Here is a 22,423-nt window from a genome sequence, read left to right as displayed (position 1 = left end):
GCAAACCCCTCCCTCACGCTTGACAGGCGGCGCGAAAGGGGGAGAAGCTAGAGTCCGTCACGTGCTCACGTTGACGTTCTATGTGCTGGCCTCGGTGTTACCGCACCGAGGCCATGTCATATCTGCGCTAGGCCAAAAATCAGTACCTCTCCTCATCACTCTCAATGTGCTCTGAGGGTGAAGCGGTCAAAATGAAAAAGGAAGGCCCAGTTTTGTAGGAAAAAGTTGCATAACTCATTGATTGTTTACTTTTTATGGCGATGTCGCGATTTTCCGGCATAGTGGATAAAAAGACGGCAGAGCAGGGTCCCGCGTATGTCCGCGAGATTCGGCAAGTGCGTACTGCCCTTTGGGCCGCCGTCGCCCAAGCCGAGCACGTGGCCTGGCAAATTGCTCTTCGACGCAAGTTCTTGAGTTCCAACACGCGTTCCGAGAAGTTCTCACTCCCGTGCGAAGGGTGGTCGGCCATCTCCGAACTGCGACGGAAACCCTATCTTGAGGGAACACGTCATCCGCACGAACAGACCATTGAGGTGGTCGCCAACCACGCGCCCGTCAGTCGCAAAGCGTTTTACAGCGTCTTGTGGCAAGTGTTGTCGCCCCAGACGGACCTGCAAACGTGCATGAATACGGTTTTCGCGTTCGACGACGAGAAACTCGATGCGCTCGTGAGCAACCTTTTGTTGGGTCAAGCTCACAACGTTGCCGAACATCTTGTGGATCTCAGAGCCACCGGCGCCTTGGTGGCCTATATCCGCCTACTAGGTCATGAAAGAAACTACGTCCGTGCATTTGAAGTGGGATGCGCTCTAACCCAGTCGCTTTGCTACCACGCCGTGAATCCACTTTTCGTAACCGTAGCGCCAAGGCTATGGAACGTGGTTTCTAAAGGCGTTCTGGAGGGCCTGCAGAACAGCCAGTTTCGGTTTTCGCGGTGTAGCGATGGATTTCAGTACTTTTCGGACACGCTATGGGCGCGTCTGACGAGTGCCGAGGCCCTATATGGTGTCCATCGCCTCGCCGCAGGCCCCAAATTCAGATGGGAAACGATCGTGGATATGAACTGCGAATGCATTCGCGGCTTCGCAACGCCAGGGCATGATCGCCCGGACCTCCTGCAATCCTTCTTGGATGTTGGCTCCGCAAATCGTCATTTGGTGAGCGGTCTCGACAAGGACCCACTGTTCCGCTCCGTGGGACCCAAGCGTCTATAGAAAATTGCAATCTCGAAAGCCCGCGCACGAAATAGTGAAAATTTGGACGCGTTGGTGTTTAAGTGCAAGAAACGCATGGCGGAGGATAATTGCAGTGCCTTGTATTACATGAGAAATATGGGCAAACGTCATTGCCGCATCAAATGTTTATGCATGCAGATTGGCACATCAGCCCCGAGGGCTTCCGCACGCTCCACCACAGCTGCTTGCTGTCGCGCCCAGCGTGCGCGGACTTCCTCGGCGTCTGCCCGTGCACCGATCGCGTGCCCATGCATTGAGCTTGGCACGCCTGTTCCACGTTATGCCTTACGCAGACGGCCTCCTTGGGGAAGCCGCTCTGCGCAGGTCTGCTTGTGGCTGGGCTGGGGACCTGGCTGGCGAAGGCATCCCGGCCAATATCGGACTTTACGCGCCGGAGCCCCGATTCGGGGACGGGGAGCCCGGTAGGCGTGATGCCGGCGTTCTGTCGATCCGCGAAACGGGCGACGGGCCCGGATCGCTTCATCATCCGGAGCGGCATCGGTCGTCCGACAGCCTGGCGCGCCATACCCGGCCCGGGCGGGTGCATGCGGGCATGGAATGCCGGAGAGCGGCGCGACCATCGCGGAGCTTGCCGTCCATCAGCTCGGAGCCGGCGTCGCACACGCGCCAGACGGCTGGCGCAAATCGCTGCTCGTCGTGCGGCTGGCCTTGGGCTCTCGCCCCTGGCCTCTTGACGACTCAAATAGCAATGAGTAGCATTTACCAAACACGCGGGGATTTGCAGATGAAGTATTTTTTGATGCTGGCCGGGGTCATCCTGCTGGCTGCTGCCGGAAACGTAGTGGCCGGCGAGTTGCCGGAGTACACCTTGGTCATCAAGAACCATCGCTATCAGCCGAGCGAGATCAGGATGCCGGCCAATACCAAGGTGCGCATTGTGGTGAACAACCAGGATCCGACGCCCGAGGAATTCGAAAGCACTGATTTCAGTCGCGAGAAGCTGGTGCTGCCCAACGGCAGCGCCACGGTTTATGTCGGCCCCTTGCGCGCCGGTACCTATGCCTTTTTTGGCGACTTCCACCAGGACACGGCCCAGGGGCGCCTGATCGTGGAATAGCTGCCTGCCGTCGGATCGGCCTCCCCCACCGCCGCCATGGCGTGGATCCCTTCACACCTGTTCTCAATCAGTCGCGTATCGCCGTTGCTGCTGCGGCAGGTGGCTACCCGACCCGATGTTTTCCCAGGACTTTCCATGCAGGCAAACTACGCATTTACCGATCACTCCCGCCGTATTTTTCCGACAATCCTCGGCCTTGCCATGCTCGGAGGCAGCGGCCTCGTGCATGCCGACGATTTCATCGTCTACTCGCCGCATGTGATAGCCACCCAGACCGAAATCGAGCTGCGCGGCTACGGTTTCAGTGACGGGCGTGCGGACATCGGCGGCGAGCGGGCGGCCGAGCTTTCCGTCGCGCACGCAGTCACCAGTTGGTGGAAACCCGAACTCTACGTGGCAGAGTACAAGAAAGAGCCCGGCGGCCGGGGGAAACTGGTGGGCTATGAATTCGAGAACACGTTCCAATTCACCGAGCCGGGCCGTTATTGGGCCGACATCGGCCTGCTTGCCTCCTACGGTCATCCCAGGGGCGGTGGTCCGGGTGAACTCGAGCTTGGCGCACTGCTCGAGAAGGCGGCCGGTCGCTTCGATCATCGTGTCAACCTGATCTGGGAGCGTCATGTCGGCAGCGGCGCGTCGCATGGCACCGAGTTCCGCTACAGCTACGCGGGCACCTATGCATTGACGTCCGCATTTCGGCCAGGCATCGAGGCGTATGGCCGGCCGGACGACCATGCCTACCAGGCCGGTCCCGTGGCCACCGGTGAGTGGCACGTGCCGGGCACGCATGGCAACATCGAGTACCGTGTCGGACTGCTTCTGGGCATCAATCCCGCCGCTCCGCGGCGCACGGTGCTGGCCCAGGTCGAGTACGAGTTCTTTTGAGCGCACCGCGGTGGCGGTGAAGTGAACCCTGGCAACGTGGGCTACTGCCCTGCCCGCTGAGCGGCCCGGATCGGCTTGATCCGGCGCAACCAGTCGTAACCATCCGTGGGGCGCAAGCCGATGTCGGCGCCAGCGCGCCTGGCAGGGGCGCTGCGGCCCGTGACGTTCGGGTTACCGAATCGGCGTCGCGGATGTAGTGGCTGGCGGCTGAAGCTGGTCTTCATTCCCGGGTTCCTCGCGATGTGAGTTGATCGGCCCGATCCGTGTCGGTTCGTGCGTACACCTCGAAAGATCCGGCTCGCCGGGCCGCGGATCAGCGGCCTTGGCGGGATCGCACCGTTTCCGCCTGGGAACGATCTTGTTTCGGTCGATCGTTCGTCCATGGAGACTCACTGATCACCCACCAAGCGTTTTGCCGCGAACGGCCGACGCCATATCGCTGTGCACGAGTGCGTTCGGGTGTCGGATCATGGGCAAATCACTACTTTCGCGGCTGTTTCTCGTGCTCGGCATGATGAGCGTGGCGCTGCCGGGTGCTGGTGCGGCCACGCTGTACGGCGGCGACTACGCCAGGATCGGCGTGCCGGACTTGCAGCAGGCCGTGGCTTTTTTCCGAGATGTGCTGAACTGTCGCCCGCTCGACCCGGCCGCAGGTGCGGTCGACAGCCCGCGGCAATCCAGTCTGCTGGCCTGCGACGCGGGTTCGATCATTGAACTGTTCGATGAGCGGGATGCCACTCTTTCACCCGCACGGCCGTCGCCGGAACAGGTTGGCCGCACCTTGCGATTCGTGACGGATGACGTCGTCCATGCTGACCAATGGCTGCGCGACGAAGGCGTCGACGTGAGCGGAATGCCGCACCGGTTGAGTTCCGGACCGCTGACCGGCCGTCTGGTACTGGATTTCGTGTCGCCCTGGGGCTTGCGCCTGCAGCTGCTGGACAGCAAGGCGGCGGGTTCCGTCGACAGCCATCTGGCGGCGGTCGAGATGCCGCTCGGTGGCGATTGAGGCTCAACGGCGGGCGCGGAAGAACTCGCGCAACATGCCGGCGGATTCCTCGGCCAGCAAGCCGCCAACCACTTCGATGCGATGGTTGTGGCGCGCATCCTGCAGGGTGTCGAACACGCTGCCGGCGGCGCCGGTCTTCGGGTCGGCGGCGGCGTAGACTACTCGGCCGAGGCGAGCGTGGATCATCGCCATCGCACACATCGAGCATGGCTCCAGCGTGACGTACAGCGTGGCGCCGGACAGGCGGTGGTTGGCCAGCTTCTCGCCGGCGGCGCGCATGGCCATGATCTCGGCATGGGCAGTCGGGTCGTGCAGGGTGATGTTGCGGTTCCAGCCCAACCCGACGATTTTCCCGCCCTGCACCAGCACCGCGCCTACCGGTACTTCGTTCTCGGCATCGCGGGCGTGCTTGGCCAATTGCAACGCGCGCTGCATGTACTGCACGTCGGCGGCCGAGAATTCGCCTGAGCTTCCAATTACTTCGTCAGTCATTTCAATGCATTGTGGCTTGAACATGAGAAAGCCGGCAAGTTGCCGGCCTTCTCGGGTGCGTTCAAGTGGTTGATTTCCCTACTCCCACTCGATCGTGGCCGGTGGCTTGCCACTGATGTCATAAACGACACGAGAAACACCACGCAACTCATTGATAATACGGTTTGAAACCCTGCCAAGAAACTCGTAGGGTAGATGCGCCCAGTGTGCGGTCATGAAATCGACGGTTTCCACCGCGCGCAGCGCTATCACCCACTCGTAGGCGCGTGCGTCGCCCACCACACCGACCGACTTCACCGGCAGGAACACCGCGAACGCCTGGCTGGTTTTGTCGTAAAGGTCGGCCTTGCGCAGCTCGTCGATGAAGATCGCGTCGGCCTTGGCCAGCAATTCGGCGTATTCGCGCTTCACTTCGCCCAGGATGCGCACGCCGAGGCCGGGGCCAGGGAACGGGTGGCGGTAGACCATGGCGCGCGGCAGGCCGAGTTCCACGCCGATCCGGCGCACCTCGTCCTTGAACAGCTCGCGCAGCGGCTCGACCAGCTTCAGCTTCATGTGCGCCGGCAGGCCACCGACGTTGTGGTGGCTCTTGATGACGTGGGCCTTGCCGGTCCTGCTGCCGGCCGACTCGATCACGTCGGGGTAGATCGTGCCCTGCGCCAGCCATTTCACCTTGCCGCCGGCGGCGGTGATCTTGCTTGACTCCTCGTCGAAGATCTCCACGAACAGGCCGCCAATGATCTTGCGCTTGGTTTCCGGGTCGGTCACGCCTTCGAGCGCGTGGAAGTAGCGGTCGGCCGCGTTGACGCGAATCACCTTGACGCCCATGTGCTCGGCCATGGTGGCCATCACCTGATCGCCTTCCTGCCAGCGCAGCAGCCCGGTGTCGACGAACACGCAGGTCAGCCGGTCGCCGATCGCCTTGTGCAGCAGCGCGGCGACCACCGAGGAATCGACGCCGCCGGACAGGCCCAGCAGCACGTGGTCGTCGCCCACCAGGGCACGCACGCGGGCGATCTGGTCGTCGATGATGTTGGCGGCGGTCCACAGCGTCGCGCAGCCGCAGATCTCGGTGATGAAGCGCTTCAGCAGCGCCCCGCCCTGCTTGGTGTGGGTCACCTCGGGGTGGAACTGCACGCCGTACCAGCGCCGGGCCTCGTTCTCCATCACCGCCACCGGGATGCGATCGGTGCGACCGGTGACAGTGAAGCCCGGCGGCGCCTTCGAGACATGGTCGCCGTGGCTCATCCACACGTCGAGCTTGTGCTCGCCCGGATGATCGTTCAGGCCATCGAACAGGCGGCTCGGGGCCACGATGTCCACGCTGGCGTGGCCGAACTCGCGCGCGTCGGCCGCTTCCGTGGCGCCGCCCAGCTGGGCGGCCAGGGTCTGCATGCCGTAGCAGATGCCGAGGATCGGCAGGCTGCTGTCGAACACCTGCTGCGGGGCCTTCGGTGCATCCGCCAGCGTGGTGGATTCCGGGCCGCCGGACAGGATGAAGCCCTTCGCGCCAAACGCGGCGATCTCGGCGGGATCGTGGTCCCACGCCCAGATCTCGCAGTACACGCCCAGCTCACGCACGCGCCGCGCGATCAGCTGGGTGTATTGCGCACCGAAGTCGAGGATGAGGATCTTGTCGTCGTGGAGCCGGGATTGGGGATTCGGGATTCTGGATTCGGACATGCCGGCGGCAACGTGGCTGTGTGATGGGCGATGTGGATGGCGGTGAATCACGAGACGCGGAGGGGATTCGGCACCCTGCTTTGCCCAATCCCGAATCCCTTGTCCCGAACCCCGGCCTTCAGGAATTCAACCGGTAGTTCGGCGCTTCCTTGGTGATCTGGATGTCGTGCGGGTGCGCCTCGGTGACGCCGGCGGAGGTCACCTTGACGAACTGCGCCTTGTGCCGCACGTCCTCGACGGTGGCCGCGCCCAGGTAACCCATCGACGCGCGCAGGCCACCGATCAGCTGGTGGATGATGTTGCGCAGCGGGCCGCGGTACGGCACGCGGCCCTCGATGCCTTCGGGCACCAGCTTGTCGGCGTCGGCTTCGTCCTGGAAGTAGCGGTCCTTGGAGCCGAGCTGCATCGCGCCGATCGAGCCCATGCCGCGGTAGCTCTTGTAGGAGCGGCCCTGGAACAGTTCGACTTCACCGGGAGATTCCTCGGTGCCGGCGAACATCGAGCCGAGCATCACGCTGGACGCGCCGGCGGCCAGCGCCTTGGGGATATCGCCCGAGTAACGGATGCCGCCATCGGCGATCAGCGGGATCTCGTCCTTCAGCGCGGTGGCGACCAGGTCGATCGCGGTGATCTGCGGCACGCCGACGCCTGCGACCACGCGGGTGGTGCAGATCGAGCCGGGGCCCACGCCGACCTTGACCGCGTCCACGCCCACGTCGAGCAGCGCGCGCGCCGCCTCGCCGGTGACGATGTTGCCGGCGATCACCTGCACCTGCGGGTAGCGCTTCTTGACCCAGCCGGCGCGTTCGATCACGCCTTGCGAATGGCCATGCGCGGTATCCACCACCAGCACGTCGACGCCGGCGTCGACCAGCGCGGCCACGCGCTGCTCGGTGTCGCCGCCCACGCCGACCGCGGCACCGACCAGCAGCGCCTCGTGGCTGTCCTTGGCGGCATACGGGTTGTCGCGTGCCTTCTGGATGTCCTTCACGGTGATCAGCCCGCGCAACTGGAACGCGTCGTTGACCACCAGCACCTTCTCGATGCGGTGCCGGTGCAGCAGCTGCAGCACCTCGTCCTGGCTGGCGCCTTCCTTCACCGTGACCAGCTTGTCCTGGCGGGTCATGATGTTGCGCACCGGGTCGTCGGGCTTGCGCTCGAAGCGCATGTCGCGGCTGGTGACGATGCCGACCAGCTTGCTACCCTCGACCACCGGCACGCCGGAGATGTTGTGCGCATGGGTCAGCCGCAGCACTTCGCGGATCGAGGTGTCCGGGCCCACGGTGATCGGGTTGCGGATCACGCCCGCCTCGAACTTCTTCACCAGGCGCACTTCGGCGGCCTGCTGCTCGGCGGTCATGTTCTTGTGGATGATGCCGATGCCGCCGTTCTGTGCCATGGTGATGGCGAGCCGCGCCTCGGTGACGGTGTCCATCGCGGCCGACACGATCGGAATGTTCAAACGCAGGTTGCGGGTGAAGCGGGTGGAGGTGTCGACGTCGCGGGGAAGCACGACGGAATGGCCCGGAACGAGGTACACGTCGTCGTAGGTCAGGGCCTCGGCGAGGATGCGCATGCGAAAAGTCCCGCTGCAAAGAGGGAATTATACGCGCCCTGCCGGTGGGCTCGCCAGACGTGCTGCTTAATGCAGCAACAACCGACGCGTCAGGCGACCCGACGCGGTGTCGTGCGCGCTTCCGCCGCCTCCAGCGTGTTCTCCATCAGCGTGGCCACCGTCATCGGGCCGACGCCGCCGGGCACCGGGGTGATCCAGCTGGCGCGTTCGGCGGCCGGCGCGAATTCCACGTCGCCGACCAGGCGGCCGTCGTCGAGCCGGTTGATGCCCACGTCGATCACCACGGCGCCAGGCTTGATCCATTCGCCCTTCACCAGCCCCGGCTTGCCCGCGGCGACGATCATGATGTCGGCCTGGCGCACGTGGCTTTCCAGGTCACGGGTGAACTTGTGGCAGCAGGTGGTGGTGCAGCCGGCGATCAGCAGCTCCAGCACCAGCGGGCGGCCCACGTGGTTGGACACGCCGATCACCACCGCGTGCTGGCCGCGCACCGGGCGATCGGTGTGGCCGAGTAGGGTCATCACGCCCTTCGGCGTGCACGGGCGCAGGCCGAAACGGCGCAAGGCCAGCCGACCCACATTGATCGCCTGGAAGCCGTCGACGTCCTTGTTGGGGTCGATGCGATCGACCAGCGCATCCTCGTCGATGTGTTGCGGCAGCGGCGACTGCACCAGGATGCCGTGCACGTCTGGGTCGGCATTGAGCCGGTCGATCAGGGCGAACAGTTCGTCCTGGCTGGTCGTCGACGGCAGGTCGTAGCCGAACGAACGGAAGCCCACCTGCTGGCAGGCCCTGCGCTTGTTGCGGACATAGACCGCGGAGGCTGCGTCGTTGCCCACCAGCACCACCGCCAGTCCCGGCGGGGGCAGGCCCTGCGCGGTCCTGGCAGCGACGCGCAGGCCGACACGCTCCAGCAATTCCTGCGCGATGCGCTTGCCGTCGAGGATGCGTGCGTTCATGGGAGAGGCCTGGCTGCGAAGTCCGCCATTATCCGGGCTTGGCCCGGTGCGCACAAACGGCGCATGCACCCGAAGATCAGCGGGAAGCTCTTAGCGCGTGCGCTTGATCAGCTCGCTGAGCCGCCGCCTTGCCTTGTGCTGCTGTTCCTTGGTCAGCACCTTCTTGCGTCCGGCATACGGGTTCTCACCTTCGCGGAACACGATCCGGATCGGCGTGCCTTCCAGCTTGTAGCGCTTGCGGAAGAAGTTCTCGAGGTAACGCTGGTAGGCCGGTGCGATGTGCTTGGTGCGGCTGCCGTGGATGACGATGGTCGGCGGATTGGTGCCGCCCGGGTGCGCGAAACGCAGCTTCGGCGCATGACCGTTCACCAGTGGCGGCTGGTAGCTCTCGTAGGCTTTTTCCAGTGCCTTGGTGAGATCGGAGGAGACCAGCTCTTTGGTCGCCGACGCATGTGCGCGCACCACTGCACGCATCAGTTCGCGCAGGCCGGAGCCGTGCAGTGCGGAGATCTGCACCTGCTTGGCCCAGTCGACGAACACCAGTCGCCGGTCCAGCGCGCGGCGGCATTCGTCGCGCTGGTACGAGTCCATGTCGTCCCACTTGTTGATCGCGATGACCAGCGCCCTGCCCTCGTCGATCGCGTAGCCGATCAGGGTGAGATCCTGGTCGGCAAGGTTCTCGCGGGCATCGATCATCACCACCACGACCTGGGCGGCGGCGATCGATTGCAGCGTCTTGATGACGCTGAACTTCTCCACCGCCTCCTCGACCCGCGCCTTGCGCCGGATGCCGGCGGTGTCGATCAGCGTGTAGCGCTTGCCGTCGCGCTCCAGCGGCACCCGGATCGGATCGCGGGTGGTGCCGGCGACGTCGGAGACGATCAGCCGCTCCTCGCCCAGCAGGCGATTGATCAGGGTCGACTTGCCGGCGTTCGGACGGCCAACGATGGCCACGCGGATGCTGCCGTCCTCGCCCTCGGCTTCCGCCGCGGCTTCCCGGTCGGCCGGCAGCAGCGGCAGCAGTACCCGCAGAAAATCGTCGGTACCGCGGTTATGCGCTGCCGACAGCGGCAAGGTGGCACCGATGCCGAACGCGAAGAACTCGGCCATGACGGCCTGTTCGTCGAGGCCGTCGGTCTTGTTGACCGCCGCCACGATCGGTTTGCCGCTGCGCCGCAGTTCGGCCAGGATCGCGTCGTCCTGCGGCAGCAGGCCGTCGCGGGCGTCGACCACAAACACCAGCACGTCCGCTTCGGCGATCGCCAGCCGCACCTGCCTGGCGGTCAGCACGTCCATGGCCTCGTCGATGCCGGACAGACCACCGGTGTCGACCACCACGAAGGGCCGTTCGCCGGTACGGCAGATGCCGTAGTGGCGGTCGCGGGTGACGCCCGGCATGTCGGCCACCAGGGCGTCGCGGCTGCGCGTCAGCACGTTGAAAAGGGTCGACTTGCCGACATTCGGGCGACCAACCAGTGCGACGACGGGCAGCATGAGGAGCGCTTCGTTCCGGCGATCAGTGCGCGGACAGACGGTAGGCGCCGATGCGGCCCTCGACGTCCTCGACGTACACGATGTCGCCCACCACCAGCGGTTGTGCGCGGATCGCCTTCTTCGACAGGCGCTCGCGTGCGGCCAGCGCGCCGTCGCCGGTCTGCAGCCAGTGCACGTAGCCTTCCAGGTCGCCGACCACGACGTAGTTGCCCTGCACCGCCGGGCCGCTGAGCCAGCGGTATTTCAGTGCATCGTTCTTCCACATGTCGGCGCCGCCATTCTTGTCGAATGCCCACACCACCGAGGCGTCGTTGACGCCAAAGACCGCATGGTCGTTGACCGCCAGCGACTCGAAGCTGGAGAACGGATGCGTCCACAACGGGCGGCCGCTGGGGCCGTCGACCGCCGCCACGTTGCCGTGATAGGCGGTGCCGTAGAGCGTGCTGCCGTCCAGCAGGATCGCACCGTCCGCATCGTTCAGGCGGTCGATTTCGGTACGGCCTTCGCCGCTGGCCAGTTTCTGTTCCCACAGCTTCGCGCCATTGTCCTGGCGCAGGGCGACGAGCTTGCCGTCGTCGCTGCCGAAGAACAGCACGCCGTTGGCTGCCAGCAGCGCGCCGTTGCCGCGCAGGCTGAGCAGCGGCACGGTGCCCTGGTCGTAGACCCAGCGGCGCTGGCCGGTCGCGGCGTCCAGCGCGTAGACGCGGCCGTCGCCGGTACGCACCACGACCATGTCGCCGACGATCACCGGCGACGCCAGCACTTCGCTGCTCACCTCGACGTCCCAGCGCGGACTGCCGTCTTTCGCATTCACCGCGTAGACGTGGCCGTCCAGCGTGCCGACGGCGAGCAGGTCGCCATTGACGGCAGGCCCGCCGGCGTACTGGGCGTCCTTGCGCTTCTTGTCGCCCCAGCCGAACCAGCCGTGGGTGCGCGAGCTCTTCGACCACAGGCTCTTGCCGCTGGTGGCATCGATCGCGACCAGCTTGCCGTTCGTGCTGGCGGCGTAGAGCACGCCGTCGACCACGGTCGGGCGCAGGCGTGCGCCGCTCGTGCCGGCACCGTCACCCACGCTGGTTCGCCACAGGCGGGTGACCTGCAAGGTCGGCTTGAAGTCCTTGGCCAGCGGAGTCGGCGGCTGGACGTTTTCCTTCTTGAACGAATGGCACCCGGCGAGGGTTACCAGCGAAGCCAGCGCGATCAGCAAGGCACGTTTGATCATTTCAGGTTTCATGCACCCTGCTTCCCGGCCGTGGCCAAATCATCGAGTTTCATCTGCAAGGCGCCGCGTTGCGGCGCTTCCTCGCCCAGTGCCGTCAGGGCCGTCTGGTAGGCCTTGCGTGCTTCGTCCGAGCGTCCAAGCTTGACCAGCACATCACCGCGGAGTTCCTGCACCAGCCCCTGGTAGCTGTCAGCCGGGATGCGGTCCAGCGTGGCCAGCGCCTGCTTGCCGTGGTCGCGGGCCAGTTCCACCTGCGCGATACGCAGCAGCGTCAGCGACTTCAGCGGGGATGCACCGGCATGGCTCTCAGCCCACTCCAGCGACGACTCGGCCTTGTCCAGCTGGCCGGCCTGGACCTGCTGCTTGGCGCGCTCGCTGACCGCAAATACGGCAAATGGCGACTTCGCGTAATCCTTCATCAGTTGATCGGTCAGCTGCGAGGCGGTGTCCGCCTTGCCGGACGCCTGCGCAATCTGGATCTGCTGATAGAGCTGCGAAGCCTGCCCCTCGTTGCGCGCCTGATGGTTGCGCCATTGCTGCCAACCGAAGATGCCGACCAGGCCGATCGCGATGCCGACGACGATCGACATGCCATTGTCGCGCAGCCACTTCTGAACCAGCTCGCTCTGTTCGTACTTGTCGTATTCTTCAAATGCCATGCAATCACCATTCAAGAGGCCGCCCACACGCAGACGCGGGCACGGGCCGGTGCGGTAACCAAGGGAAAAAGCCGCTTGCGCCCGCTCGTTGCCGAGCGAACCGAGTGGGCAAGCATAACCGAAATGGGCCGCACGCATCGGCCCGAGCGGTGATCAAAGGCTGGTGGCTGAGGCCTTGCCGTCCTGCATCTGCAGGCGGAAATGGGCAACGTTGGCGCGCCGGAAATCGTCCAAGCCGATCGAGTTGCCATCGATGCTGACCCGCGCACCGCTGGCGTTGCCGATGCGCACGTCCAGCGGCTGATCGCTGTGCCAGGTCTTGCTGCTGCCGGCGGCGAGCAGGCCGTACTCCAGCCGTGTGCCGTCGGCCTGTGTCACTTCCACCCAACTGGCCGAAGACAGGCTGAGGCTCAGGCTGTGGCCGCCGGCACCGCTGTTCGCGACCGGCGCGACCTGCCGCGCCGGCGGCGGCAGGCTGGCGCTTTCCAGGTTCGGGAACGGTGCCATCGAGGCCAGCAGCGGTTGCTCCTGTCCCGGCGGCGGCGGCGTCCTGGGCGATGCCTGCGGAATCGGTGCGCTGGCCGGCGCGTCGGTCGCCACGGCATCCGTGGCGCGTGTTTCCATCTGGGCGACCGGTGCGGCATCGAGTGGCGCAAGGTGGCTGAGGTCACGATCCAGCGTGCCGCGTACGCCCAGCCAGATCATCGGCACCACGATCACCGCGGTCAGCACGACGTAGGTGGCGGCCGTGGCGTAGCGATCCAGCAGGAAGCGCGAATGAGAGATGCCGCCGGTGGCCACCAGCGGCGGTTCGATCTGCTTGATGCGATCGAGCTCGACCTGGATCGACGCCTCGTTGATACCCAGGTGGTGGCCGTACTTGCGGATATAGCTGGCCAGATAGATCTTGGAGTCGATGCCGTCGTACTGGTCGCGCTCGAGCTGGCGCAGCACCCGGGCCGGCAACTTCAGCCCGTGGGCGCAGGCTTCCAGATCCAGACCCTGGGCTTCACGTGCCGCATGCAGACGACTGCCGAAACTCACCGTGTGGGGGCCTGTCGAGGACACATCCATGTTGAGCAAATTGATACCGAACAGCCCGGGCTCGTCTGGACGCTGGTCGGTCGATGGAGACTGCATGGAGGTCATGGGCTGGCAGTGGTGTCTAGGGTGTGCGCCTGCTCCGAATCCGGGAACTGGCTGAGCAATCGCTTGCTGTAGGTACGGGCACCTTCCGGGTTGCCCAGACGGATTTCGATGTCGTGGCCGAGCTTGAGCGACGCGGCCGTCGGCTGGCCCAGCGCATCGAACCGCTGGAGGAAAGCCCTGGCGCGAAATGCATCCTTGTTCAGATAAAGCGTGTTTGCAAGCTGGAAGAGTGCCTCCGCATTCTTGGGATTTCTTGCGATGGCGTCACGAAAACTCGCTTCGGCCCCGCTGGCGTCGTCGGCGCGCAACTGGCAGACGCCGGCGTTGGTCAGCGCCACGTCGGGGGTCTGGTAGAACGGATCGGCGACGGCTTTCTGGAAATACTGCTTTGCCTCGGCGATTTTCCCGGTATGGCAAAGGAAGACGCCGAGGTTGTTGTTCGGTGCACCCCTGGCCGGTTCCAGCGCCACGGCCTTGCGGTAATGCTGCTCGGCTTCGGGCAGCTTGTTGATGCGCTCGTACAGCACCGCGATCACGGTGTGCGCCGGTGCGTAATTGGGGTCGAATTGCAGCGCCTTGGTCAGCTTTTCCAGCGCGGTCTGCAGGTCGCCGTTGGTCATGTAGCGCTGGCCCAGCTCGGTATGGATCCGGGCGGCGTCCTCGGCCTGCTCCGCCTTGCTGGTCTGCGGCATGCTCTTGCCCAGCGAGCTGCTGTCCGTATGTGTGGTGATGCAGCCGGCCAGCGGCAACAGCAGGCTGAAGATCACGACCCGGTCAAATCGCATGCGTTGCCCCCTCGTCCTGCCGTTTGCGGATATCGGCGCTGCGCCGGGTGCGGTCGGTGACCTGCCCGGCCAGCTGGCCGCAGGCAGCATCGATGTCGTCGCCGCGGGTACGCCGCAGCATGGTCAGCACGCCGGCATTCAGCAGCTGCGTCTGGAACGCGTGGATGTCGGCGGCGTCGGAGCGCTTGAACTGGGTGCCCGGGAAAGGATTGAACGGGATCAGGTTGACCTTGCACGTCGGCAGCTTGCGCATCAGCTTGATCAGCTGGCGGGCGTGCTCGGGCTGGTCGTTGACGCCCTGCATCAAGGTGTACTCGAAAGTGATCGAGGTGCGCGGCTTGCGCGCAATCCAGCGCTGGCAGGCTGCCAGCAGCTCGGCGATCGGATAGCGCTTGTTGATCGGCATCAGCTCGGTGCGCAGCTCGTCGTTGGCGGCGTGCAGCGACACCGCCAGCGACACGTCGATGGCCTCCGACAACTGGTCGATCAGCGGCACCAGGCCGGCGGTGGACAGCGTGACGCGCTTGGCCGCCAGACCGAAGCCCAGGTCGTCGCGCATCAACTTCATCGCCTTCAGCACGTTGTCGAAATTGGCCAGCGGCTCACCCATGCCCATCATCACCACATTGGTGATGCGCCGGTTCTGGTGGGTGACATTGCCCAGGTACTTCGCCGCCACCCACACCTGGCCGATGATCTCGGCGGTGGACAGGTTGCGGTTGAAGCCCTGCGCGCCGGTCGAGCAGAACTGGCAGTTCAGCGCGCAACCGATCTGCGAGGAGACGCACAGCGTGCCGCGGGTCGGCTCGGGGATGTACACCGTCTCGATCGCATTGCCGCTGTCCATGCCCAGCAGCCACTTGTGCGTGCCGTCGGTGGCCACCTTGTCCAGCAGCGTCTTCGGCGCGCCGATGTAGCAGGCCTCGGTGAGCTTGGCGCGCAGCGCCTTGCCCACGTCGGTCATGTTCTCGAAGTCGTCTTCCAGGTCGTGGTAGATCCACTTCATCACCTGCTCGGCGCGATACGGCTTCTCGCCGAGCTGCGTGAAGAAATCACGCAGCCCCTGGCGATCGAAGTCGAGCAGGTTGACCTTGTTCGAGCTGGCGACGACTTGTTGCATGGTTACCTTGAAACCACATCCGTCGCCGCGAAGAAATAGGCGATCTCCACCTTGGCGGTCTCGACCGCGTCGGAACCGTGCACGGCATTGGCGTCGATCGACTCGGCGAAGTCGGCGCGGATCGTGCCCTTGGCCGCTTCCTTCGGGTTGGTGGCGCCCATCAGGTCGCGGTGGGCGAGCACGGCGTTCTCGCCTTCCAGCACGCTGATCATCACCGGGCCGGAGATCATGAACTCGACCAGGGCCTTGAAGAACGGGCGCTCGCGATGCACGGCATAGAAGCCTTCGGCCTCGGCGCGCGACAGCTGCTTCATGCGCGCGGCGACGATCTTCAGGCCGGCCTTTTCAAAGCGTGCGTAGATTTCACCGATGACGTTCTTGGCAACGGCATCGGGCTTGATGATGGAAAGAGTGCGCTCCAGCGCCATACGGGTCTGCTCCGGAAAAACGGATGGAATGGGAAAAAGGCGTGGCCGCTCGGGCCGGAAAAATCGGCTAATTCCGACATGGATTGCGGATTTAGCTCAGGAAAGTTTGACAGATTCTAACTCATACGCAAGTCGGCGGACGTTTGCAACAAACGCCCGTTTGACGGCTGCCGAGCTGTCCGCGTATGCTCAAACGATCGTTTGAACCGGCCCGTGGCCGATGGATGATTCCGCCCGTGAACAGCTCCGGCTCAACCAAGGAACGGATACTCGGCGCCGCCGAGCTCCTGTTCGCCCAGCGCGGCTTCGACGGGGCTTCGCTGCGCCAGCTCACTGCCGCGGCCGGGGTCAATCTGGCCGCGGTCAATTACCACTTCGGTTCCAAGGACAAGCTGGTCGAGGAAGTGTTCCGGCGCCGGCTGGACGCGTTGAACGAACGCCGACTGACGGCACTCGCCAAGATCGCCGGTGCCGAAGACAGCACCCTCGAGGACGTGCTGGAAGCGTTCATCCGCCCCGCCCTGGACCTGTCGCACGACGACAGCGGCGCCTTGTTCATGCGCGTGCTGGCACGCGCGTTCGCCGAGCACGACGACACCCTGCGCCAGTTCCTTTCCGCGAACTACGGCCACGTGATGCGCCAGTTCACCGCCGAGTTCGCGCGCCTGCTGCCGCAGCTGAGCAAGGAAGAGCTGTACTGGCGCATCGACCTGGTCACCGGTGCACTGACCCACGCGATGTCCGGCTTCGGCATGATCCAGCGCAAGAGTGACGTCAGCGAACACGTCCATCGCGAACAGACCGCGCAGCACCTGATCCGCTTCGCCATCGCCGGCCTCAGCCATCCCTGATCCACTTGCCCCACCTCTTTTGCATCCTCGGAGAAGCCAATGACCGCTGCATCCTCACCCACTTCAGCGCTGCGCATCCGCAAGGCCGCCGTGCTGGGCGCCGGTGTCATGGGCGCGCAGATCGCCGCGCACCTGACCAACGCCGGCGTCGAAACCGTGCTGTTCGACCTGCCGGCGAAGGACGGCCCGAAGAGCGGCATCGCGCTGAAGGCGATCGCCAACCTGGCCAAGCTGTCGCCTGCCCCGCTGGCCGACAAGAACCTCGCCGGCGCGATCATCCCGGCCAACTACGACGACGATCTCGACCACCTGAAGGACGTCGACCTGGTGATCGAGGCGATCGCCGAGCGGATGGACTGGAAGCTGGATCTCTACAAGAAGATCGCCGGCCACCTGTCGAAGACCGCGATCATCGCCTCCAACACCTCCGGCCTGTCGATCAACACGCTGGCCGAGGCGCTGCCGGAAGAAATGCGCCATCGCTTCTCCGGCGTGCACTTCTTCAACCCGCCGCGCTACATGCACCTGGTCGAGCTGATCCCGACCCGGCTCACCGACCAGAACGTGATCGACGGCCTCGAAGCCTTCCTCGTCACCACCGTCGGCAAGGGTGTGGTGATCGCCCGCGACACCCCCAACTTCATCGGCAACCGCATCGGCGTGTTCTCGATGCTGGCCACCATGCACCACACCGAGCAGTTCAAGCTCGGCTTCGACACCGTCGATGCGCTGACCGGCCCGGCCGTGGGTCGCCCCAAGAGCGCCACCTACCGCACCGCCGACGTGGTCGGCCTGGACACCATGGCCCACGTCATCAAGACCATGGCCGACACCCTGCCCGACGATCCGTGGCACGCATACTTCAAGGCGCCGGTGTGGCTGGCCGGGCTCATTGAAAAGGGCGCACTGGGCCAGAAGAACGGCGCCGGCTTCTACAGGAAGGCCGGCAAGGACATCGTGGTGCTGGACGTGGCGAAGCAGGACTATCGCCCGTCCGAGCAGAAGCCGTCGGATGAAGTCGCCGCGCTCCTGGCGATCAAGGATCCGGCCGAGAAGTTCGGCAAGCTGCGCGCATCAAACGATCCGCAGGCACAGTTCCTGTGGGCCACCTTCCGCGATCTATTCCATTACACCGCCTACCACCTGGCCGACATCGCCGACACCGCGCGCGACGTGGACTTCGCGATCCGCTGGGGCTACGGCTGGAAGCTCGGCCCGTTCGAGACCTGGCAGGCCGCCGGCTGGCAGCAGGTCGCCGGCTGGATCGCCGAGGACATCGCCGCCGGCAAGGCGATGAGCAAGGCGCCGCTGCCCGCCTGGGTCACCGACGGCCGCAGCGGCGTGCATGGCAAGGCCGGCTCGTGGTCGGCCAGCGCCAACGCCGACAAGCCGCGCTCGCCGCATCCGGTCTATCGGCGCCAGCTGTTCCCCGATCCGATCCTCGGCGAGAAGTTCGATACCGGAAGCACGGTGTGGGAGAACGACGGCGTGCGCCTGTGGACGCTGGGCGACGACGGCATCGGCATCATCTCGTTCAAGACCAAGATGCACACGGTCAACGACCACGTGCTCGACGGCATCCAGCACGCCATCGGCATCGCCGAGGAGAAGCTCAAGGCGGTGGTGATCTGGCAAGACTCCGAGCCGTTCTCCGCCGGCGCCGACTTGAAGGGCGCGCTCGGCCTGCTGCAGGCCGGCAAGTTCGACGACTTCGAGAAGATGGTCGCCAACTTCCAGCGCACCAGCATGCGCATCAAGCACTCGCTGGTGCCGGTGGTCGCCGCCGTGCGCGGCTTGGCGCTGGGCGGCGGCTGCGAGTTCCAGATGCATTCGGCGCGCACCGTCGCGGCACTGGAAAGCTACATCGGCCTGGTCGAGGCCGGCGTCGGCCTGCTGCCCGCCGGCGGCGGCCTGCATGAACTGGCCGTGCGCGCCGCGAAAGCGGACCCGGCCGATCCGTTCGAGGAACTGAAGAAGGTGTTCGAAACCGTGGCGATGGCCAAGGTCTCCGCCAGCGCATTCGAGGCAAAGAACCTGGGCCTGCTGCGCGACAGCGACGTGGTCGTGTTCAACGCCTACGAGCTACTCTACGTGGCCAAGCAGGTCGCCAATGCCCTGGCCGAATCCGGCTATCGTCCGCCGCTGTACGCCCGCGCCATCCCGGTGGCCGGCGACGTCGGCACCGCCACCTTCAAGGCCTCGCTGGCCAACCTGCAGGCCGGCTACTTCGCCTCGGAACATGACGTGAACATCGCCACCCGCATCGCCGACACCCTGTGCGGCGGTGTGATCGAACGCGGCTCGGCGGTCGACGAAGAGTGGCTGCTGGCGCTGGAACGCAAGCATTTCGTGGAGCTGGCGCAGACCGAAAAAACCCAGGCCCGCATTGCGCACACCATGACCACCGGCAAACCGCTGAGGAATTGACGGAGACGGACGGCTAGACATCCATCCCGAACCACTTCGTCATTCCCAAGGATCAAATCCCATGACCAAGCAAGTGCAAGAAGCCTACATCGTCGCCGCCACCCGCACCCCGGTCGGCAAGGCGCCGCGCGGCGTATTCCGCAACACCCGCCCCGACGACATGCTCGCCCACGTGATCCGCGCCGTGATGGCGCAGGCACCCGGCATCGACCCGCACCAGATCGGCGACGTCATCATCGGCTGCGCCATGCCCGAGGCCGAGCAAGGCATGAACGTGGCGCGCATCGGCCTGCTCTTGGCCGGCTTGCCCGACACCGTGCCCGGCGTCACCGTCAACCGTTTTTGCTCCTCCGGCCTGCAGTCGGTGGCGATGGCCGCCGACCGCATCCGCCTGGGCCTGGACGACCTGATGCTCGCCGGCGGCACCGAGAGCATGAGCATGGTGCCGATGATGGGCCACAAGATCGCGATGAATCCGGCGATCTTCAACGACGAGAACATCGGCATCGCCTACGGCATGGGCATCACCGCCGAAAACGTGGCCAAGCAGTGGAAGGTCAGCCGCGAACAGCAGGATGCGTTCTCGGTGGAGAGTCATCGCCGGGCACTGGCCGCGCAGGCTGCCGGCGAGTTCAACGACGAGATCAGCCCGTTCGCGCTGGATGACCACTACCCGAACCTCGCCACCCGCGGCATCGTCACCGACAGCCGCCGCATCGACAGCGACGAAGGCCCGCGCGCCGGCACCACCATGGAAGTGCTGGCCAAGCTGAAGACCGTGTTCCGCAACGGCCAGTTCGGTGGCACCGTCACCGCCGGCAACTCCTCGCAGATGTCCGACGGCGCCGGCGCCGTGCTGCTGGCCAGCGAAAGAGCGGTCAAGGAATACAACCTGCAGCCGCTGGCCCGCTTCGTCGGCTTCTCCGTCGCCGGCGTGCCGCCGGAAGTGATGGGCATCGGTCCGAAGGAAGCGATTCCCAAGGCACTCAAGCAGGCCGGCCTCAACCGCGACCAGCTCGACTGGATCGAGCTCAACGAAGCGTTCGCCGCCCAGGCGCTCGCCGTGATGGGCGACCTCGGTCTCGACCCGGACAAGGTCAACCCGCTTGGCGGCGCCATCGCGCTGGGCCATCCGCTCGGTGCCACCGGCGCCGTGCGCATCGCCACGCTGGTGCACGGCATGCGCCGGCGCAAGCAGAAGTACGGCATGGTGACCATGTGCATCGGCACGGGCATGGGCGCGGCGGGCATCTTCGAAGCGCTCTGATTTTTCGCTCGTCATGTCGGCGAAGGCCGGCATCCAGTGCCTTTCGCTGAAACAACAACGGCGCCGTGTCGCTACGGCGCCGTTGCTCTTTCAGCAAGGCGAGGTCACGCAGGTTGGGGGCATCGCGAACCCAACAACCCGGCCAACCCGGCGCCTCGCCGGGATTCGCTTCGCTGGCCCCAGCCTAGCGGGCTGCGATCGCGTGAATCACGGCTTGCTTGCAAGCTCCGCGCATTGTCCCTGGGCGCAATCGAAGTCGACCTTGATGCCGCGGCCCACGACGACCGGCACGTTCACATGCTTGACGACGGGACGGCCGTCCTCTTCCAGCGTCACCGTGTAAACACCGACCGGCAGCGGGCCGATGCGGTAGCGGCCTTTGGCATCCACCTGGGCCTGGCGCTGGACTCCGGTCGCCGTGTTGTGCGCCGTGATGGTGTCGCCTGCCGGCGCCTTTCCGAAGACATTGCCCGCGGTGGCTTGTGCGTAGATCGAGGCCGATCCCGCCGCACCACACATGCCGATGACAGTCGCCATCGCCAGACTCCGGAGCGAGAAGCCGCGGCGATGCCGTGGACGGTTGCTTGAGAGGGAGCTGTTGTTGCTCATGGGATTTTCCTGATTCCGTTTGACTGTGGGGACATGAGCCCGCCAGACCGTTTGGCAGTCCGCTCATGGGGAAGTTCGGGACGGTTTTGTCCGCCCGCCGGGCCTGGGGATGGCTGACGGCAGGCATCGCTTCGCTCTCCGTCCTCGGCCACCCGGTAAATGACCGACGCCACAAACCGGATGGTCGGGCGCAGCCTACGCCGGCGTCAGGTGACCATTGAAGGGTCAGAGGTCATTGAAGGCCGGAAGTCACGGCCCCATGAAAGCCGGCGACAGTGCACATGCTTCTTCCCGCAGAACCAGGCGAACAGGTTCAGCCCTTCTTCGGCGACGGCTTGACCGGCCAGGGCGCTGCGCGCCAGCAGGCGTTGTAGAAGTCCTTGATGGCGTGCCGGGCGGGATAGAGCACGAAGGTGGCGCCGTAGCGGAACGCGCTGCGCCTGCCGCCGACCCAGGCGCCGAGGGAGTGTGACGAAAGCAGGTGCCCCAGCTCGGCCGGCGGATAGGGCCGGGTTATCACGACGGCGTCATCGACGGCGCGGGCTGCACCGCGCGGCTCGACCAGCACTTCCTGGCGATCGACCTCGAAATACGATCGCGTTTCGTGCGCCACGATCTGCCTGGCACGGGGTGCGCCCACCAGATCGTACGCGGTCAGCGTCACGCTGCCCGGCCGGCATTGCAGGACGAGCCGATGGCTGCCGTCGCGGTCATCCTGCTGGAGGTCCAGGAAAGGCGCCGGCGGCAGAAGCCAGCTTTTCGTCTTGAGGGGAAGTCGGCCATTGTTGGCCAGGCCGGCGACGGTCATCTGATCCGCGGTCAGCCAGGTCGGCGAGTCGCCCGGTGGCGTCGGCGCCAAAGCGAGCCCGTCGAGATCGATGCCCATGCTCTTCAGGTATGCATCCGCCTCGCCGCTCTCCGACTGGTTCGGTGCGGCGCCCGCCGCCTGGTGACGGATCAGGCTGATGCGGTCGCTGCCCGTGGGAGCCCACCGGTAAAGGCCGCCGAAATAGGCATAGGTACAGGCTCCGCTGCAGACGGCCGCCTTGATGCCTCGATACCCGGCACGGCCTTTGTGCCGCGGTGTTCCCAGATGCGTCGTCATCGCGCCGGCGCGAAACAGCCGTCCCAGCGCCATGCCGGCAGCCAGGTCGCCCTGCACGGAATTCAGGTAGACATCGGACCCGGGCGGAATCTTCCCCGACTTCACCAACGTCCCGAACCGTTGCGGCGCGTCGGCGTCGATCACGCCATACAGATAGATCTGCGGCGCCCCGGCGATCATTACCGTCATGCGGTCGTCGTTGACTTGGATGACCATCCGCGGCGGGGTTGCGTTCCCGCTGCCAGGTGCCGTGGTGCCGTGCGCAGGCACCGTGCCCGCCAGACCCGCGATGAGCAACAACAAACCCCGACATGCCATGTGGGTACGCGCCCTGCTCCAGCAGGCGGTGTTTTCGGATTTGCCGTATCGCACTACTGCTCCCGCGCTTCA

General features: G+C 65.2%; 20 protein-coding genes. 7 read left to right on the top strand and 13 right to left on the bottom strand.

Annotation, left to right across the window (positions count from 1 at the left end; translation table 11 throughout):
* The first annotated feature begins 254 nt into the window (after positions 1-254).
* The 4 genes from RHOOR92_RS19520 to RHOOR92_RS0102990 all read left to right on the top strand — a co-directional run bounded on the left by RHOOR92_RS19520 (position 255) and on the right by RHOOR92_RS0102990 (position 4,207).
* Positions 255-1,214 (top strand): hypothetical protein, encoded by a 960-nt coding sequence (locus tag RHOOR92_RS19520; RefSeq protein ID WP_155950198.1) that lies wholly within the window; start codon positions 255-257, stop codon positions 1,212-1,214.
* 766 nt (positions 1,215-1,980) lie between these two features.
* The gene (locus tag RHOOR92_RS0103000) at positions 1,981-2,313 is read left to right on the top strand and encodes a cupredoxin domain-containing protein (protein ID WP_007508372.1); all 333 of its coding nucleotides are present in this window, start codon (positions 1,981-1,983) and stop codon (positions 2,311-2,313) included.
* Between the two features lie 135 nt (positions 2,314-2,448).
* Positions 2,449-3,198 carry a hypothetical protein gene (locus RHOOR92_RS0102995; protein ID WP_015447645.1) on the top strand — a complete coding sequence of 250 codons (750 nt, stop codon included), beginning with the start codon at positions 2,449-2,451 and terminating at the stop codon, positions 3,196-3,198.
* Between the two features lie 469 nt (positions 3,199-3,667).
* The gene (locus RHOOR92_RS0102990; RefSeq protein ID WP_015447646.1) at positions 3,668-4,207 is read left to right on the top strand and encodes a VOC family protein; all 540 of its coding nucleotides are present in this window, start codon (positions 3,668-3,670) and stop codon (positions 4,205-4,207) included.
* A 3-nt stretch (positions 4,208-4,210) separates the two neighbouring features.
* Here the strand turns inward: RHOOR92_RS0102990 and tadA are convergent, their stop codons facing one another.
* From tadA to ndk, 11 genes are all read right to left on the bottom strand, one after another.
* Complete coding sequence (tadA, locus tag RHOOR92_RS0102985) at positions 4,211-4,699, bottom strand: tRNA adenosine(34) deaminase TadA (RefSeq protein WP_027489550.1); 489 nt, start codon at positions 4,697-4,699, stop codon at positions 4,211-4,213.
* Positions 4,700-4,777: 78 nt separating this feature from the next.
* Complete coding sequence (gene guaA / locus RHOOR92_RS0102980) at positions 4,778-6,382, bottom strand: glutamine-hydrolyzing GMP synthase (RefSeq protein ID WP_027489549.1); 1,605 nt, start codon at positions 6,380-6,382, stop codon at positions 4,778-4,780.
* 118 nt (positions 6,383-6,500) lie between these two features.
* Positions 6,501-7,958 carry an IMP dehydrogenase gene (gene guaB, locus RHOOR92_RS0102975; protein WP_027489548.1) on the bottom strand — a complete coding sequence of 486 codons (1,458 nt, stop codon included), beginning with the start codon at positions 7,956-7,958 and terminating at the stop codon, positions 6,501-6,503.
* A gap of 89 nt (positions 7,959-8,047) precedes the next feature.
* The gene (gene folD, locus RHOOR92_RS0102970; RefSeq protein WP_015447649.1) at positions 8,048-8,917 is read right to left on the bottom strand and encodes a bifunctional methylenetetrahydrofolate dehydrogenase/methenyltetrahydrofolate cyclohydrolase FolD; all 870 of its coding nucleotides are present in this window, start codon (positions 8,915-8,917) and stop codon (positions 8,048-8,050) included.
* Between the two features lie 90 nt (positions 8,918-9,007).
* The gene (der, locus tag RHOOR92_RS0102965) at positions 9,008-10,411 is read right to left on the bottom strand and encodes a ribosome biogenesis GTPase Der (protein WP_007508358.1); all 1,404 of its coding nucleotides are present in this window, start codon (positions 10,409-10,411) and stop codon (positions 9,008-9,010) included.
* A 22-nt stretch (positions 10,412-10,433) separates the two neighbouring features.
* Positions 10,434-11,633 carry an outer membrane protein assembly factor BamB gene (gene bamB, locus RHOOR92_RS0102960; RefSeq protein WP_037114728.1) on the bottom strand — a complete coding sequence of 400 codons (1,200 nt, stop codon included), beginning with the start codon at positions 11,631-11,633 and terminating at the stop codon, positions 10,434-10,436.
* Positions 11,634-11,641: 8 nt separating this feature from the next.
* On the bottom strand, positions 11,642-12,292 hold the full coding sequence (locus RHOOR92_RS0102955; RefSeq protein ID WP_007508355.1) for a tetratricopeptide repeat protein: 651 nt from the start codon (positions 12,290-12,292) through the stop codon (positions 11,642-11,644).
* Positions 12,293-12,445: 153 nt separating this feature from the next.
* Positions 12,446-13,441 carry a helix-turn-helix domain-containing protein gene (locus RHOOR92_RS0102950; protein ID WP_027489546.1) on the bottom strand — a complete coding sequence of 332 codons (996 nt, stop codon included), beginning with the start codon at positions 13,439-13,441 and terminating at the stop codon, positions 12,446-12,448.
* Positions 13,438-14,226 carry a type IV pilus biogenesis/stability protein PilW gene (pilW, locus tag RHOOR92_RS0102945; RefSeq protein WP_007508350.1) on the bottom strand — a complete coding sequence of 263 codons (789 nt, stop codon included), beginning with the start codon at positions 14,224-14,226 and terminating at the stop codon, positions 13,438-13,440. The genes RHOOR92_RS0102950 and pilW overlap by 4 nt, the downstream gene beginning before the upstream one ends.
* Complete coding sequence (rlmN, locus tag RHOOR92_RS0102940; RefSeq protein ID WP_007508349.1) at positions 14,216-15,346, bottom strand: 23S rRNA (adenine(2503)-C(2))-methyltransferase RlmN; 1,131 nt, start codon at positions 15,344-15,346, stop codon at positions 14,216-14,218. The genes pilW and rlmN overlap by 11 nt, the downstream gene beginning before the upstream one ends.
* A 2-nt stretch (positions 15,347-15,348) precedes the next feature.
* Entirely contained in the window at positions 15,349-15,774 is a 426-nt protein-coding gene (gene ndk, locus RHOOR92_RS0102935; RefSeq protein WP_007508348.1) for a nucleoside-diphosphate kinase, read from the bottom strand.
* A 224-nt stretch (positions 15,775-15,998) separates the two neighbouring features.
* Between ndk and RHOOR92_RS0102930 the strand changes: the two genes are divergently transcribed.
* From RHOOR92_RS0102930 to RHOOR92_RS0102920, 3 genes are all read left to right on the top strand, one after another.
* Positions 15,999-16,625 carry a TetR/AcrR family transcriptional regulator gene (locus RHOOR92_RS0102930; RefSeq protein WP_037114726.1) on the top strand — a complete coding sequence of 209 codons (627 nt, stop codon included), beginning with the start codon at positions 15,999-16,001 and terminating at the stop codon, positions 16,623-16,625.
* A 39-nt stretch (positions 16,626-16,664) separates the two neighbouring features.
* Entirely contained in the window at positions 16,665-19,052 is a 2,388-nt protein-coding gene (locus RHOOR92_RS0102925) for a 3-hydroxyacyl-CoA dehydrogenase/enoyl-CoA hydratase family protein (RefSeq protein ID WP_027489545.1), read from the top strand.
* 61 nt (positions 19,053-19,113) lie between these two features.
* Positions 19,114-20,319 carry an acetyl-CoA C-acyltransferase gene (locus RHOOR92_RS0102920; RefSeq protein WP_027489544.1) on the top strand — a complete coding sequence of 402 codons (1,206 nt, stop codon included), beginning with the start codon at positions 19,114-19,116 and terminating at the stop codon, positions 20,317-20,319.
* A 207-nt stretch (positions 20,320-20,526) separates the two neighbouring features.
* Here RHOOR92_RS0102920 and RHOOR92_RS0102915 read toward each other — a convergent pair whose 3' ends face one another.
* Both RHOOR92_RS0102915 and RHOOR92_RS0102910 read right to left on the bottom strand, forming a co-directional pair.
* Entirely contained in the window at positions 20,527-20,928 is a 402-nt protein-coding gene (locus tag RHOOR92_RS0102915; protein WP_231378303.1) for a carboxypeptidase-like regulatory domain-containing protein, read from the bottom strand.
* A 313-nt stretch (positions 20,929-21,241) separates the two neighbouring features.
* Positions 21,242-22,249 (bottom strand): hypothetical protein, encoded by a 1,008-nt coding sequence (locus RHOOR92_RS0102910; protein WP_037114724.1) that lies wholly within the window; start codon positions 22,247-22,249, stop codon positions 21,242-21,244.
* Positions 22,250-22,423: the final 174 nt, after the last annotated feature.

The sequence above is a fragment of the Rhodanobacter sp. OR92 genome, assembly GCF_000427545.1.
Taxonomy (GTDB): domain Bacteria; phylum Pseudomonadota; class Gammaproteobacteria; order Xanthomonadales; family Rhodanobacteraceae; genus Rhodanobacter; species Rhodanobacter denitrificans.
Note: the sequence above shows the minus strand (reverse complement) of the source record. Positions and strands in the feature narration are given on the sequence as shown.